The organism is Pseudomonas sp. RIT288 (assembly GCF_000631985.1).
Classification (GTDB): domain Bacteria; phylum Pseudomonadota; class Gammaproteobacteria; order Pseudomonadales; family Pseudomonadaceae; genus Aquipseudomonas.
Map to the genome: position 1 here is coordinate 143,533 of NZ_JFYN01000012.1, position 13,929 is coordinate 157,461.

The following is a 13,929-nucleotide window of genomic DNA, read 5'->3' on the forward strand; positions in this document are numbered from 1 at the left end:
AATGACTATGTAAAAAATAAGTAATTGATTTATAAGGATAATTAATCTGGCACGAAAACTGATAAGCCTAAGGTAATTCTCAAAAAGCTCAGGAGTTACTCTTATGCTTAGCGTCCAGGATCGTGCCATCATCAAATCCACTGTGCCACTGCTGGAAAGCGGTGGTGAAGCGCTGATCACCCACTTTTACCGCATGATGCTCTCTGAATACCCTGAGGTTCGCCCGCTGTTCAACCAGGCGCACCAGGCCAGTGGCGACCAGCCGCGTGCCTTGGCCAACGGTGTATTGATGTACGCCCGACACATCGATCAGCTCGACCAGTTGGGCGATCTGGTGGCGAAGATCATCAACAAGCACGTCGCCCTGCAAATCCTCCCGGAGCACTACCCGATTGTCGGCACCTGCCTGCTGCGCGCCATTTCCGAAGTACTCGGCGACGAGATCGCTACGCCTGAAGTCATGAACGCATGGGGTGCGGCTTACGGGCAACTGGCCGAGATCCTGATTGGCGCCGAAGCAGCGATTTACGACCAGAAAGAACAAGCGGTCGGCGGCTGGCGCGGGGCGCGGGAGTTCATTGTGGTGGACAAAGTCGAGGAGAGCGCGGAGATCACGTCGTTCTACTTCGAGCCGGCGGACAAAGGTCCGATCCTTGCCGCCGAGCCGGGACAGTATATCGGCATGAAGCTGATTCTTGATGGCGAAGAAATCCGACGCAACTACTCGCTGTCGGCGCTGGCCAATAAAGGTCAGTACCGCATCAGCGTCAAACGCGAACCGGGTGGTCGTGCGTCCAACCACTTGCATGACCAATTGCACATTGGCGCGAGCATTCAGCTGTTCCCGCCATCGGGCGAGTTCACCCTGACTGCCAGCGACAAACCGTTGGTGCTGATCAGTGGCGGCGTCGGCATCACGCCGACCCTGGCGATGCTCGAAGCAGCGTTGCAAACCGAGCGCCCGGTGCACTTTATCCACTGCGCGCGCAACGGCAGCGTGCATGCGTTCCGCGACTGGATCGATGGGCTGGCGGCGCGTCATCCGCAGCTCAAGCGCTTCTATTGCTACGCCGAAGATGACGGCGTGAGTCCGGCGGCGGACAAGGTCGGGATCCTCAGTCAGGAGCAGTTGGGCGAATGGCTGCCGGTGCAACGTGACGTCGACGCTTACTTCCTCGGGCCGAAGGGCTTCATGGGCGCGATCAAGCGGCATCTGAAGGCGCTGGGTGTGCCGGAGCAGCAGAGCCGTTACGAGTTCTTCGGGCCGGCTGCGGCTTTGGAATAATCCAGAATCGGGTTGCCTTCATTCGCGAGCAGGCTCACTCCCACAGGATTTGTGTTCTATGCAGATCCAATGTGGGAGCGAGCCTGCTCGCGAAGGCCGTTACGCGGTCTCGATTCTTAAATTCTGTTTAAAGGTTAATCGTTTCTTAACCGGTTTATCGTTTATTCCCCGATGCTGATGATAGGCGCTCGTTCGTTTAACTGATCAGGATCGCCCCCATGTCGCACATCATCTTCTCCTCTCGTTCGAGCCTGGCAACACTTGGCTTGTCGGCTGTTTTGTTGGCCAGTCCGTTTGCTTCGGCCGAATCGGCCTTGATCGCACCACAGACCCTGGTCGTCGATCAGAGCCTGCCCAAGGCTCAGCGCGATGCAATGGAATTGGCGGCGCGACGTTACGGCAGTTTCTGGAACAGTGGGGAAGAGGCGCTGGCCACGGCAGCCTTGTCGCCGCAGTTTGTCGACAAGACCCCGCCCGAAGGTCGGGTGCAGGGGCCGACCGGGCCTTTGCTGGCGTCGAAGTTCTTTCGCACGGCGGTGCCGGACCTGAGCTGCGAGATCGAGCAAATGATCATTGCCGGTGACCGCGTGGTGGTGCATCTGCACTTTCGCGGGCACTTCAGTGGAACGTTCAAGACTCTTAAAGGGCAGGGCCAGCGTGTAGACTTCCGGGCAACCGATATCTATCAGATCGACAACGGTCGCATCGCCGCCAATTGGCATATCGAAGACAACATCAGTCTGATGGCGCAACTGCAAGCGCAGCCGCCAGCCAGCTGAACCATGGACATACAAGGGAAACGCGATGAGCGAGGAAACGATTCGACTGGGACGTGAGCGGCGCTTTCTGGTGCTGCTGGGCATCATCTGCCTGGCGTTGATTGGTGGCGCGCTGTACATGCAGATCGTGCTGGGCGAGGCGCCATGCCCGCTGTGCATCCTGCAGCGTTATGCGTTGCTGCTGATTGCGCTGTTCGCCTTTATCGGCGCGGCGATGCGCACCCGCCGCAGCATCACGGTGTTCGAAGTGCTGGTGGTGATCTGCGCGATCGCCGGTGCCGGCGTCGCCGGGCATCATGTGTACACCCAGTTCTATCCGGCGGTGAGCTGCGGCATCGATGTGTTGCAGCCGATTGTCGATGACCTGCCGCTGGCGAAGATCTTCCCGCTGGGTTTCCAGGTCGATGGTTTCTGCTCGACGCCGTACCCGCCGATCCTCGGTCTGTCGCTGGCGCAATGGGCACTGGTGGCGTTCGTGCTGGTGGTGATCCTGGTGCCGCTGCTGACCTCGCGTAACCGAAAAGCACTGCGCTGAATCAACTCTTCGGCAGATTGGCCGATACAGAAAACGCCCCGATTTGCGGATCAGCCGCTCGGGGCGTTTTGCATTTCAGAGTGTTTGTGAAATCACCGTGACGAACGGCAATGGAGAGTGCGACAGGTGTGCGACATGTTGTCACACGCGCCGTGTCGCAGGGCGTTTCGGCGACCCGGATTGGCGTAATGTTACAAAAAAAGATTGGTCTGTTTCGGCATTTTTCTGGTTTTGCACGCAGGTGCCAGATCAGGCAGTTTTAACAGGCTTTGGCAGATGGCCAGAGGCCTTTGAATATCGGGCTTTGCGCCGATTCGGCGCAGGGAAAAAGCCTTCGGAGCTGTCTGAACTGAGGTGTATAGACCTACATTTTTTGGTGTTTTTGTTGAGAATCGATTTCGATAACATGCGGAACTTTTGCAAAAACGGTGATGGATTGTTGCTCTGAGCGATAAAAATTATTTCGGGATAAGACATGGTGTATAGGGCGCTACCTATCTACAATCGCCCGCACTGAATTCCCGGCACTGTTCAACCTTTATTAAGGAACTGGACAGGAAGTCGGGTGTCGAGCGGGCCGAAAGGCTTTTGAGACACCCAGGTGTCGGTGCCTTCCAACTTTCCGCACCAAATGGAATTGGTCTGTAACAAGGCCTTTGACCACGAATTCGAATAAGAACTGACCGCTGTCCCAAGGTTTTGTCGAGCGTCTGACGCGCGACGGGCGGCCCTTATTCAATCCAAAGAAAATGCCAACCCTTGGCAGGGTGAAGTGTTGGCGATCAAAACCCAACTGCATTGCGCAAGCTGCTTTAGAGGTCGTGAGATGAGTAAAAACAGGTACCCCAGATTACTAGGCCTAGTGCCGCTGCTCGGCACGTTGTTGCTGGGAGGCTGCAACATGACCCTGCTCAATCCAACGGGCCAGGTCGGCCTGGAACAGCGCAACCTGATCATCACCGCCACGCTGCTGATGCTGTTGGTCGTTGTGCCGGTTATCGTCATGACCTTCCTGTTCGCCTGGAAGTACCGCGCGTCCAACAAGGATGCCGTCTACACCCCGAAATGGTCGCACTCGACCAAAATCGAAGTGGCGGTCTGGACCATCCCGGTTCTGATCATCATCGCCCTGGGTTACATCACCTACATTTCGACCCACAAACTGGACCCGTACCGTCCGATTGAATCCGACGTCAAGCCGGTGACCATCGAAGTCGTTGCGCTGGACTGGAAGTGGCTGTTCATCTACCCGGAACAAGGCATTGCCACGGTCAACAAGATCGTGTTCCCGGCGCACACCCCGGTCAACTTCCGGATCACCTCCGACGCCGTGATGAACTCGTTCTTCATCCCGGGCCTGGGCGGCCAGATCTACGCGATGGCGGGCATGACCACCAAGCTGCACCTGATCGCTGACCGCAACGCTGAAATGGACGGTATCTCCGCCAACTACAGTGGCGCTGGTTTCACCGGTATGAAATTCAAAGCGATCGCAACTTCTCAGGAAGATTTCGACGCCTGGGTAAGTGAAGTCAAAAAGGCACCTAAACAGCTTGAACAAGCTGAATACGCAGCCCTTGCCAAGCCAAGCCAGAACAATCCAGTCGAGCTCTACTCCTCGGTCACGCCGAACCTGTTCCAGACCATCGTCGACAAGTACGAAGGCATGAAACCGGGCAAGCCGCTGAAGCACGAGAAGAAAGAGAAAGAAGTGGCGGCAACGGACATGGACTCGAATTCGCATTCAGCTGCCGGGGCAGAGGAGTAAACGATGTTTGGTAAATTAAGTTGGGAAGCGATCCCTTTCCACGAGCCGATCGTGATGGTCACCATCTCGATGATCGCGCTCGGTGGTCTGGCGTTGTTCGCTGCAATCACCTACTTCAAGAAGTGGACCTACTTGTGGACCGAGTGGCTGACGTCGGTCGACCACAAGAAAATCGGTGTGATGTACATCATCGTTGCCATGGTCATGCTGCTGCGTGGCTTTGCCGACGCCATCATGATGCGTACCCAGCTGGCCATGGCCACCGAGGGTTCGCCTGGCTACCTGCCACCTGAACACTATGACCAGATCTTCACCGCTCACGGTGTGATCATGATCATCTTCATGGCGATGCCATTCTTCACCGGCCTGATGAACCTTGCAGTGCCGCTGCAGATCGGCGCGCGTGACGTTGCCTTCCCGTTCCTGAACTCCCTGAGCTTCTGGCTGCTGGTGTCCGGCGTGGTGCTGATCAACCTGTCGCTGGGCGTCGGCGAATTCGCCAAGACCGGCTGGGTTGCCTATCCGCCGCTGTCGGGTCTGCAGTACAGCCCTGGCGTGGGGATGGACTACTACATCTGGGCGCTACAGCTATCCGGGTTAGGTACGACGCTGACGGGGGTCAACTTCCTCGCCACCGTGCTGAAAATGCGTACCCCTGGCATGAAACTGATGGACATGCCGATCTTCACCTGGACCTGCACCTGGGCCAACGTTCTGATCGTGGCTTCGTTCCCGATCCTGACCGCTACCCTGGCATTGCTGACCCTCGACCGTTACATGGATTTCCACATTTTCACCAATGAACTTGGTGGCAATCCAATGATGTACGTCAACCTGTTCTGGGCCTGGGGCCACCCTGAGGTTTACATCCTGATCCTGCCGGCATTCGGCATCTTCTCGGAAGTGATCTCGGCGTTCACCGGCAAGAAACTGTTCGGCCACCACTCGATGATCTACGCTTCGGGCGCGATCTCGGTACTGGGCTTCATGGTTTGGCTGCACCACTTCTTCACCATGGGTTCGGGTGCCAGCGTCAACGCCTTCTTCGGTCTGGCGACGATGCTGATTTCCATCCCGACGGGTGTGAAACTGTTCAACTGGCTGTTCACCATCTACCAGGGCCGTCTGCGCTTCACCAGCCAGGTTCTGTGGACCCTGGGCTTCATGGTGACCTTCGCCATCGGCGGCATGACCGGCGTACTGCTGGCCATCCCGGGTGCTGACTTCGTTCTGCACAACAGCCTGTTCGTGATCGCGCACTTCCACAACGTGATCATCGGCGGCGCAGTATTCGGCTACATCGCAGGTTTCGGCTTCTACTTCCCGAAAGCGTTCGGCTTCAAGCTGCACGAAGGCTGGGGTAAAGCAGCGTTCTGGTTCTGGATCTCGGGCTTCTTCGTCGCGTTCATGCCGCTCTATGCACTGGGCTTCATGGGCATGACCCGTCGTCTGAACGCCACCACCAACCCTGAGTGGGTACCGTACCTGTACGTTGCCATGTTCGGTGCGGTGATGATCGCTGTCGGTATCGCCTGCCAACTGATCCAGCTGTACGTCAGTGTGCGTGACCGCAACAAGCCAGAGAACATGTGCGAACACGGTGACCCGTGGAATGCCCACACTCTGGAATGGTCGACCTCGTCGCCACCTCCGTTCTACAACTTCGCTGTGCTGCCTAAGGCTGACTGCATCGACCCGTTCACCGAAGCCAAGGAAAACGGTACCGCGTACCAGGCTCCGGCCAAGTACGAGCCGATCCACATGCCGAACAACACCGCCACTGGCGTGGTGATGGGCGCACTGCTGACCGTCTTCGGTTTCGCGATGATCTGGCACATCTGGTGGTTGGCGATCGCCAGCCTGGCCGGCACTGTCATCTACTTCGTGATCCACGCGGCACGTGACGACCAGGGCTATATGGTTCCGGTTGAAACGATCGAACGCATCGAAGCCGAGCAGCACAAGCGTCTGGTCGCGGCAGGGAAAATCCCGGCCAATGCCACCCGTGTAACCTCGTTGGAACAGGCTTAAACCATGTCGAACTTAGTGACCAATGTTGGACACGCCCATGGTGACCATGGGCACGATCACCATCACCACGACTCGGGCGAGATGACCGTATACGGTTTCTGGCTCTACCTGATGACCGACTGCATTCTGTTTGCGTCGATCTTCGCGGTGTATGCAGTACTGGTAAACAACGTCGCCGGTGGCCCGTCGGGCCACGACATCTTCGAACTGCCATACGTGCTGGGCGAAACCGCTCTGCTGTTGTTCAGTTCGATCACCTACGGCTTCGCCATGCTGGCGTTGTACAAAGGCAAGAAGCAGCAGGTTCTGGGCTGGTTGTTCATGACCTTCCTGCTCGGCGCAGGCTTCATCGCCATGGAGATCAACGAGTTCCACCTGCTGATCTCCGAGGGCTTCGGTCCTAGCCGTTCGGGCTTCCTGTCGGCGTTCTTCACCCTGGTCGGTACCCACGGTCTGCACGTATCCGCGGGTCTGATCTGGATGGGCATCATGATGTACCAGGTCAACAAGCACGGCCTGACGGCGACCAACAAGACCCGTCTGAGCTGCCTGAGCCTGTTCTGGCACTTCCTGGACGTGGTGTGGATCTGCGTATTCACCGTTGTTTACCTGATGGGGACTCTGTAATGGCTAATGCACACTCCCATGACAGCCATGATGCTGGCCACGGCAGCGTAAAGTCGTACGCCATCGGCTTCATCCTGTCGGTGATCCTGACCGTCATCCCGTTCGGCCTGGTGATGTTCCCGACCTTGCCGAAGTCGACCACGCTGGCAATCGTCCTGTTGTTCGCAGTAATCCAGGTGATCGTTCACCTGTACTACTTCCTGCACCTGGACCGTTCGATTGCACAACGTAACAACGTGATCGCGTTTGTCTTTACGGCCATCGTGATCCTGCTGCTGGTTGGCCTGTCGCTGTGGATCATGTTCAGCATCCACACGTACATGATGGCGAAGTGAGGTAGACCCGATGTCGCTCAAGCACTTTATCCAAATCACCAAACCGGGGATCATTTTCGGTAACGTGCTTTCTGTGGCAGGCGGGTTCTTCCTGGCCTCGAAAGGGCATGTAGATCTGGCGGTGTTCCTGGCCGCCATGATCGGCACATCCCTGGTTGTGGCCTCCGGTTGCGTGTTCAACAACTGCATCGACCGCGACATCGACCTGAAGATGGAACGCACCAAGAACCGGGTGCTGGTGCAGGGCTTGATCTCCCTGAAACTGGCCCTGGTCTACGCGACCATCCTTGGTGTTCTCGGCGTTGCCTTGTTGTACAAGGTGGCCAACCCGTTGGCCGCCCTGTTCGCGGTAATCGGCTTCATCATCTACGTCGGCTTCTACAGCCTGTACCTCAAGCGCAAGTCGGTTCACGGCACGCTGGTGGGCAGTCTGTCGGGCGCCATGCCGCCAGTGATCGGTTACGTTGCCGTAACCAACAGCTTCGACATGGCTGCACTGACCCTGCTGGTGATGTTCAGTCTGTGGCAGATGCCGCATTCCTACGCCATCGCGATCTTCCGCTTCAACGACTACCTGGCCGCATCGATTCCGGTGCTGCCAGTCAAGCGCGGAATCGAAGTGGCCAAGAAGCACATCCTGCTCTACATCCTGGCGTTCCTCGTGGCGACCTTGATGCTGACCTTCAGCGGTTACGCCGGCATGAGCTACCTCGCCGTTGCCGCGGCCATGGGCATGTACTGGCTGTACATGGCCTGGACCGGCTACAAGGCGGTGGATGACACGGTCTGGGCACGCAAGCTGTTCGTGTTCTCGATCTTCACCATCACCGCCCTGAGCGTCATGATGTCCCTGGACTTCAAGGTGCCGGCCGAGCTGCTGCTGACGTACGCGCCGTAAGGCTGGATGGCTTCACGAAAAACCCCGCACATCGAGAGATGTGCGGGGTTTTTTGTTGATCGGAGGTTTATCAAAGGTGGAATTTGTTGATAGTCTGTCTATAGGCAAGTTGCCTATAGTTTGCCCATGCGAACCGTATTTTTTGAAACCACAATATTCACCGCGAGCGTTGGTCGTTACCTGACGGACAATGAGTATCGGGAGTTGCAGAATTATCTGTAGTGCAATCCAGCGGCGGGCGACGTAATACCGCGGACTGGTGGCTTCCGAAAAGTACGTTGGTCTGATGCACGACGTGGCAAAGGCCGACGAGGCGGCTTGCGGGTCATCTACTATTGGCTTATGAATGATCGCCAGTTCTGGATGTTTGCGATTTATGACAAAGATGAGCTTGATAATCTGTCCGCCGAGCAAGAGAAGGCGCTCAAAAAAGCCATTGAGATAGAGTTGAGAAAAAGAGGTGCCCCATGAAAAAACGCGACCTGTTTGCGGAATTGATGCAGGGCGTTGAAGAGATGGCCGCCCATCGCGAAGGTAAAATTACGCTGCGCAATACGGTCGTCGAGGACAAACCTGTTCCCGAGGTTGGTGCACAAGAGATCGTTGCACTACGTGAAAAATTGCACATGTCACAAGCGGTATTTGCAAAGCGAATCAGGACCAGCCCGAGCACATTGAGGAATTGGGAGCAGGAGAAGTCCAAGCCCAATGCTCAAGCGGCACTGTTGATCCGCTTGGTGGAGAAATTCCCTGATATGGTTGAGCGGTTGGGCGCTGTGTAGATAGTTCGTTGATATACGTCATCAAGCCCCGCGATTCGATAGAGTCGCGGGGTTTTTCGTCCAGAACGGCAGGTTGCGGTATCGCCGCAAACCACCTAGATTTGGATCCAGTCCTTAGTGATAGCGCCATGCCACTTCCTCGGCGCTCAACTGTTCCACTCCGCGATTCTTCATGCACTGATCAAAAGGCTGGGCGAAATGACTGAGAGGATGACCTGCGACGAACGCTTCATTGCCCTGGCACAAGAGCTGAACTACGACATCTATGGCGAGAACACCGCCGGCGGCAATTACGCGCCGCTGATCCGTCATCACGATGAGTTGTACATCAGCGGCATGGTGCCGAGGGTCAATGGCAGGATTCTGTATCCCGGTCGCGTCGGGTTGGAGTTGACGCTGAAGGACGCCCAGGCTGCCGCGAGCATCAGTGCCATGCGCTGCCTGGCGCTGATCGTCGATGCGGTCGGTTCGCTGGACAAGATTCGGGCGTTATTGCGGGTCACGGTGTACGTGAAGTCGACCCCGGACTTCGTTGACCTGAGCGAAGTGGCCAACGGCGCATCGGACGTGTTCAGCCATGTGCTCGGCGATGCCGGTCGGCACACCCGCACCACGGTCGGTGTCTATCAGTTGCCGAAGAACGCCGCGATTGAAGTCGACATGATCGCCGCGGTGCAGCCAGAAGTCTGACCGCCGCGCCGCTCAACAAAAAGCCCCGCCTGAATCTCAGAGCGGGGCTTTTTTGTCGGCGCCGGGATTACTGTGCGGCGATGCTGTAACCATCGAACGCGGTCTGCTGTTGCAGGGCGGTGATGATGTTCTTGCGGTTGATTGCGTGTTCGGCGCCAGCGTTGTCGACGAAGGTTTCGCCTTCCAGCTCGGCTTCTTCGCCTTCACCGACGAAGGTGAAACCGAGGAACTCCAGCGCTTCACGGTCAACGTTCAGGCGCGAACGCGGAGTGCGCAGCGGCAGGGTCACGCTGCTGCCGTCCTTGCTGATGGTGAAGATTTCCAGTTCTTTCTTCTTGGCAGCCTTGCCCTTGCCGCCACTCGGGTTACTGATCGCCTGATGGGTCTGATTCAGCACCTTGAGGGCCAGGCCGTAAACGATTTCCTGGAACGCCGGATCGTCCTTGAAGCAGGACAGGATGCGACCGATCGAGAACTTGCTGCTCAGGTCGTCAAGGGCGGCGAGGTCTGCGGCTTCGGCGTCTTTCAGCGCCTTGAGCTGACCCATCAGCTCGTAGGCCTTGTCATCATCGAAGCTGTCGTGCGCCTGACGGATCGCGGCGCGCAGCTCGCGGATCTGGTCGCTTTCGCGGGTCGACTGGAAAGCATCCAGCACCATCTCGCTGATGATTTTGGCTTGTGGAAGGTGTTGTGAAAGATTGATGGAGTTTTCGTATTCCGCTTTGGACGATTCGGTGACTACGGATTCAGCGGTGTTGAAATCGGACATTGAAATTTCACTACTTTTTAACTTGAGTGGAGACGAGAAAGCGCGAGGTCTTTTTCAGGCCGGTTAATTTAGGGGAGCGGGGCGGCGTTGTCACGGACCAACCGGTCTGCCGGTCGGTTTTTCTATCGGCCTCCCGCACATGAGCCGTAATGCGCCGCGCTATTTCAGGCGCGGACGCTCCATGGCTATTACCGATGACTGAAACCCCAGGCTCGCAAAAAAAGCATCCGCACCCTCTCGCCCTGCACGCAGCATCCAGGTTATTTCAGAGTTATCGCCCATGACGTGCTCGACGAGTGCGCGCCCGACGCCAGCGCGGCGATGCTGGCCAGCAACCACGACCATCGACAGATAACCGTTGGATAAACCATCGGTGAGGCCTCGGGCGAAACCGATGATCTGCTGGCCGCTCAGTGCGACGGCAGTGCGTTGGGAGTTTTCGATCAGTTGAGCGAAGTAATCGCTGGAGCCTGTTCGGTGTCCCCAGCCATGTTGGCCGAGAAACAGCCGGACTGGCTCCACTTCAGCGCGCAGCAGATTACGTATGGTGATGTGAGTGTTCATAGTCTGACAGCGTCCTTGGTGGCAGTTATTCGAGCGTAGTGGGTCGCGACCGGCGTCAGGCTCTGCCCCACGTCTGCATCGCGAATTCGACAAACCGACGCAGCTTCGGCAAACGATATCGATCCGGCGCGTACAGCAGATGCAATGGGCGGCTCGGGGGCTGGTAATCGGGGATCACCGTCACCAGTTTGCCGTCGCGCAGATCCTGCTCCACCAGCGCATCCGGCAGCATGACGATGCCCATGCCGGTGCGCGCCGCCTGATGCAGACCGGCAGAAGTGTTCATCAGCATCGGCCCGCTGACATCCACCAGAATCTCGCCGTCCGGGCCGCTGAGGCGCCAGCGTTTTTCCACTGATTGCCAGTCATCGCCGGCAGGGTAGGCGAACGACAGACAATCGTGTTGTTGCAGGTCTTCCGGGGTGATCGGCATGCCGCGTCGGGCGACGTAGGCCGGCGAGGCGCACACGGTCAGGGTGTAGTCGATCAGCGGGCGGGCGATCAGGTTCGACTGCTCGAAATGCCCCAGCCGAAACGCTACGTCGAGGCCGCTTTCCAACAGGTCCGGACGACTGTTGGTCAGCACCACGTCCATTTTCACCTGCGGGTATTGCAGGGAAAACTCGCTGAGCGCCGGGGCCAGACGTTCGACGCCAAAAGTCAGCGGTGCAGTGATGCGCAGCAGGCCGCGCGGCTCGTCGAGGGCCTGTTCGGCCAATCGCTCGGAGTCGGCCACCAGACCCAGTACGTCCAGACAGCGCTGGTAGTAAACGCTGCCGAACTCGGTCAGTCGCTGCCGGCGGGTGGTGCGCTGCAACAGTTGCACGCCAAGCCGTTGCTCCAGTGCGCGCAGGTGATTTCCGACCATGGTTGTGGACATTTCGCACTGCAACGCCGCTGCCGTCATGCTTCCGGCTTCCACGACTTTCACGTACACGCTCATCGCCTGCAACAGGTCCATTATCAAGTCCTGCTTTTAAATGATTGAAGTTTTTCCGAGTTTATCCAGTTCTGGTGGCTAACCATACTGCAAACACACCGACCTTCACTGGAGTTTGAAGTCATGACCGCCGCCCTGATGAACACCTACCAACCGCTGGCCTTGAGCTTCACCAGAGGCCTGGGCACTCGCCTGTGGGATCAGGCCGGTCGTGAATACCTGGATGCCGTCGCAGGCGTCGCGGTGACCAATGTCGGGCACTCGCACCCACGCATCGTCGCGGCCATCAGTGAGCAGGCCGCAATGCTGCTGCACACCTCCAACCTGTACAGCATCGACTGGCAGCAGCAACTGGCCAAACGGCTGACTGAACTGTCGGGCATGGATCGCGCATTCTTCAACAACTCGGGGGCTGAGGCTAACGAAACCGCACTGAAACTGGCGCGGTTGTACGGCTGGCGCAAAGGCATCGAACAGCCACTGGTGGTGGTCATGGCCAACGCATTTCATGGCCGCACCTTGGGTACCTTGTCGGCCAGCGATGGCCCGGCGGTTCGTCTGGGTTTCAATGATCTGCCGGGGGATTTCGTCAAAGTGCCTTTCGGTGATCTGGCGGCGCTGGATCAGCTGCAGCAAAAGCACGGCGAGCGCATCGTGGCGATTCTGGTCGAGCCGATCCAGGGCGAAAGCGGCGTACAACTCGCGCCACCCGGCTACATCAAAGCCCTGCGCGACCTGTGCAATCGGCACGCCTGGCTTTTGATGCTCGACGAAATCCAGACCGGCATCGGCCGCACCGGCCAGTGGTTCGCGTTCCAGCATGAAGGCATCGTGCCGGACGTCATGACCTTGGCCAAAGGCCTCGGCAACGGCGTGCCGATCGGCGCCTGTCTGGCGCGGGGCAGGGCGGCGGATCTGTTCACCCCCGGCAGCCATGGCAGTACGTTTGGCGGTAATCCGCTGGCCTGTCGGGTCGGCTGCACGGTGCTGGATATCATCGAAGAACAGGGACTGCTGGAGAACGTCAGAGTGCAGGGTGAGCGCTTATTGAGCCGCTTGCGCGCCGAACTGGCAGACAACCCCAATGTGTTGGCGATTCGTGGGCAGGGTTTGATGATCGGCATCGAGCTGAAACAGCCGATCCGCGATCTGACGCTGATTGCGGCGCGGGATCATGGGTTGCTGATCAACGTCACACGCGGCAAGACGGTACGGCTGCTGCCGCCGCTGACGATTGATGAGCGGGAGGTGGGGATGATTGCCAGGGGTGTTGCTCTGGCGGTTTCGCCTGACTGAGGGGCACGAAATCGAACGAAAAGGCGTCCGAATTTGCGCGAATTCCTTTGTGCATTTCTGCGATGGATTTCAGCAGCCTTCCAGCATTTGCCGGCGAGCTTAAAAGGTAAGTCGTTGTATCGATTTTAAAGGGTTTGGCTTTCTTTTTCGCATGGCCCTGCTTCCTGTGTAAGGGAAGCAAAGTATGAATCAGCGATTCAAGAGACGTTTCCTTAAAAACTGTAATCCCCCTTCCGACTACTTTGACGTCTTAAATCCGCTGTATTTGTCAGGAAGTTCGGCGCCTGTTAGCAGGCAGTCGAAAACAAGCTCCGGATCTACCTGGCACCAATATACAAACCTCAATTCTTCCAGATTGACCAGTGTCGACTGGGCATTGACCAGAAAACGAGGCTCCTGCCATTGCTGGGCAACTACGGCAAGTGCCTGAGGGCCGCGTACGATCCATGTCGCACATCCGCCAGCAATGCTTGGCAGATAACCATTGTGCAGCAGTAGATGCAGAGCATCCTCCAGGGTTTCACTCTCTTGCAGGTCGATCCAGCGCGCATGTGGCGCGTCGGAATCATCGCCGGCATGTACGCTGTCGCGGGTGATAAGTAATCGCGAAGGTGTCGTCATTGCAATCTC

General features: G+C 57.5%; 15 protein-coding genes and 1 pseudogene. 12 read left to right on the forward strand and 4 right to left on the reverse strand.

The features are described from left to right. Positions 1-103 precede the first annotated feature (103 nt). From hmpA to BW33_RS12395, 11 genes and pseudogenes are all read left to right on the forward strand, one after another. Positions 104-1,285, forward strand: a complete 1,182-nt coding sequence (hmpA, locus tag BW33_RS12345) for an NO-inducible flavohemoprotein (protein WP_047599253.1) — start codon at positions 104-106, stop codon at positions 1,283-1,285. Between the two features lie 218 nt (positions 1,286-1,503). Beyond that, a complete protein-coding gene (locus BW33_RS12350; protein WP_047599255.1) occupies positions 1,504-2,064 on the forward strand; it encodes an ester cyclase in 561 nt (186 codons plus the stop codon). Positions 2,065-2,089: 25 nt separating this feature from the next. After that, entirely contained in the window at positions 2,090-2,599 is a 510-nt protein-coding gene (locus tag BW33_RS12355) for a disulfide bond formation protein B (RefSeq protein ID WP_025109264.1), read from the forward strand. Between the two features lie 826 nt (positions 2,600-3,425). Beyond that, positions 3,426-4,367: a ubiquinol oxidase subunit II gene (cyoA, locus tag BW33_RS12360; protein ID WP_027612162.1), complete on the forward strand. Its 942-nt coding sequence runs from the start codon at positions 3,426-3,428 to the stop codon at positions 4,365-4,367. A 3-nt stretch (positions 4,368-4,370) separates the two neighbouring features. Continuing rightward, the gene (gene cyoB / locus BW33_RS12365) at positions 4,371-6,398 is read left to right on the forward strand and encodes a cytochrome o ubiquinol oxidase subunit I (RefSeq protein ID WP_007968380.1); all 2,028 of its coding nucleotides are present in this window, start codon (positions 4,371-4,373) and stop codon (positions 6,396-6,398) included. 3 nt (positions 6,399-6,401) lie between these two features. Further along, entirely contained in the window at positions 6,402-7,025 is a 624-nt protein-coding gene (locus BW33_RS12370) for a cytochrome o ubiquinol oxidase subunit III (RefSeq protein ID WP_047599257.1), read from the forward strand. Next, positions 7,025-7,360, forward strand: a complete 336-nt coding sequence (gene cyoD / locus BW33_RS12375) for a cytochrome o ubiquinol oxidase subunit IV (protein WP_047599258.1) — start codon at positions 7,025-7,027, stop codon at positions 7,358-7,360. Before BW33_RS12370 ends, cyoD begins: the two co-directional genes overlap by 1 nt. Positions 7,361-7,370: 10 nt before the next feature. Next, a complete protein-coding gene (gene cyoE, locus BW33_RS12380) occupies positions 7,371-8,258 on the forward strand; it encodes a heme o synthase (protein ID WP_003227980.1) in 888 nt (295 codons plus the stop codon). A gap of 126 nt (positions 8,259-8,384) precedes the next feature. Continuing rightward, positions 8,385-8,729, forward strand: a pseudogene (locus BW33_RS12385) (toxin). Beyond that, entirely contained in the window at positions 8,726-9,040 is a 315-nt protein-coding gene (locus BW33_RS12390; RefSeq protein ID WP_047599259.1) for a helix-turn-helix domain-containing protein, read from the forward strand. Before BW33_RS12385 ends, BW33_RS12390 begins: the two are co-directional and overlap by 4 nt. A gap of 198 nt (positions 9,041-9,238) precedes the next feature. After that, positions 9,239-9,730, forward strand: coding sequence for a RidA family protein (locus BW33_RS12395; RefSeq protein ID WP_047599260.1), 492 nt, complete (start codon positions 9,239-9,241; stop codon positions 9,728-9,730). Positions 9,731-9,797: 67 nt separating this feature from the next. On the opposite strand, the gene BW33_RS12400 is transcribed toward BW33_RS12395, so the two are convergent. From BW33_RS12400 to BW33_RS12410, 3 genes are all read right to left on the reverse strand, one after another. Then, positions 9,798-10,499 carry a hypothetical protein gene (locus BW33_RS12400; protein WP_047599261.1) on the reverse strand — a complete coding sequence of 234 codons (702 nt, stop codon included), beginning with the start codon at positions 10,497-10,499 and terminating at the stop codon, positions 9,798-9,800. A gap of 159 nt (positions 10,500-10,658) precedes the next feature. Beyond that, on the reverse strand, positions 10,659-11,063 hold the full coding sequence (locus BW33_RS12405) for a GNAT family N-acetyltransferase (RefSeq protein WP_047599262.1): 405 nt from the start codon (positions 11,061-11,063) through the stop codon (positions 10,659-10,661). A 55-nt stretch (positions 11,064-11,118) separates the two neighbouring features. Next, on the reverse strand, positions 11,119-12,024 hold the full coding sequence (locus tag BW33_RS12410; RefSeq protein ID WP_047599263.1) for a LysR family transcriptional regulator: 906 nt from the start codon (positions 12,022-12,024) through the stop codon (positions 11,119-11,121). 102 nt (positions 12,025-12,126) lie between these two features. Between BW33_RS12410 and BW33_RS12415 the strand changes: the two genes are divergently transcribed. Next, positions 12,127-13,299 (forward strand): aspartate aminotransferase family protein, encoded by a 1,173-nt coding sequence (locus BW33_RS12415; protein ID WP_047599264.1) that lies wholly within the window; start codon positions 12,127-12,129, stop codon positions 13,297-13,299. 237 nt (positions 13,300-13,536) lie between these two features. On the opposite strand, the gene BW33_RS12420 is transcribed toward BW33_RS12415, so the two are convergent. After that, positions 13,537-13,920, reverse strand: a complete 384-nt coding sequence (locus BW33_RS12420) for a hypothetical protein (protein WP_047599265.1) — start codon at positions 13,918-13,920, stop codon at positions 13,537-13,539. Positions 13,921-13,929 lie beyond the last annotated feature (9 nt).

What these genes read in the sequence shown, in the direction of transcription:
- hmpA (WP_047599253.1), top strand. Translation starts at nt 104, where the DNA reads ATGCTTAGCGTCCAGGATCGTGCCATCATCAAATCCACTGTGCCACTG.
- BW33_RS12350 (WP_047599255.1), top strand. Translation starts at nt 1,504, where the DNA reads ATGTCGCACATCATCTTCTCCTCTCGTTCGAGCCTGGCAACACTTGGC.
- BW33_RS12355 (WP_025109264.1), top strand. Translation starts at nt 2,090, where the DNA reads ATGAGCGAGGAAACGATTCGACTGGGACGTGAGCGGCGCTTTCTGGTG.
- cyoA (WP_027612162.1), top strand. Translation starts at nt 3,426, where the DNA reads ATGAGTAAAAACAGGTACCCCAGATTACTAGGCCTAGTGCCGCTGCTC.
- cyoB (WP_007968380.1), top strand. Translation starts at nt 4,371, where the DNA reads ATGTTTGGTAAATTAAGTTGGGAAGCGATCCCTTTCCACGAGCCGATC.
- BW33_RS12370 (WP_047599257.1), top strand. Translation starts at nt 6,402, where the DNA reads ATGTCGAACTTAGTGACCAATGTTGGACACGCCCATGGTGACCATGGG.
- cyoD (WP_047599258.1), top strand. Translation starts at nt 7,025, where the DNA reads ATGGCTAATGCACACTCCCATGACAGCCATGATGCTGGCCACGGCAGC.
- cyoE (WP_003227980.1), top strand. Translation starts at nt 7,371, where the DNA reads ATGTCGCTCAAGCACTTTATCCAAATCACCAAACCGGGGATCATTTTC.
- BW33_RS12390 (WP_047599259.1), top strand. Translation starts at nt 8,726, where the DNA reads ATGAAAAAACGCGACCTGTTTGCGGAATTGATGCAGGGCGTTGAAGAG.
- BW33_RS12395 (WP_047599260.1), top strand. Translation starts at nt 9,239, where the DNA reads ATGACTGAGAGGATGACCTGCGACGAACGCTTCATTGCCCTGGCACAA.
- BW33_RS12400 (WP_047599261.1), bottom strand. Translation starts at nt 10,499, where the DNA reads ATGTCCGATTTCAACACCGCTGAATCCGTAGTCACCGAATCGTCCAAA.
- BW33_RS12405 (WP_047599262.1), bottom strand. Translation starts at nt 11,063, where the DNA reads ATGAACACTCACATCACCATACGTAATCTGCTGCGCGCTGAAGTGGAG.
- BW33_RS12410 (WP_047599263.1), bottom strand. Translation starts at nt 12,024, where the DNA reads ATGGACCTGTTGCAGGCGATGAGCGTGTACGTGAAAGTCGTGGAAGCC.
- BW33_RS12415 (WP_047599264.1), top strand. Translation starts at nt 12,127, where the DNA reads ATGACCGCCGCCCTGATGAACACCTACCAACCGCTGGCCTTGAGCTTC.
- BW33_RS12420 (WP_047599265.1), bottom strand. Translation starts at nt 13,920, where the DNA reads ATGACGACACCTTCGCGATTACTTATCACCCGCGACAGCGTACATGCC.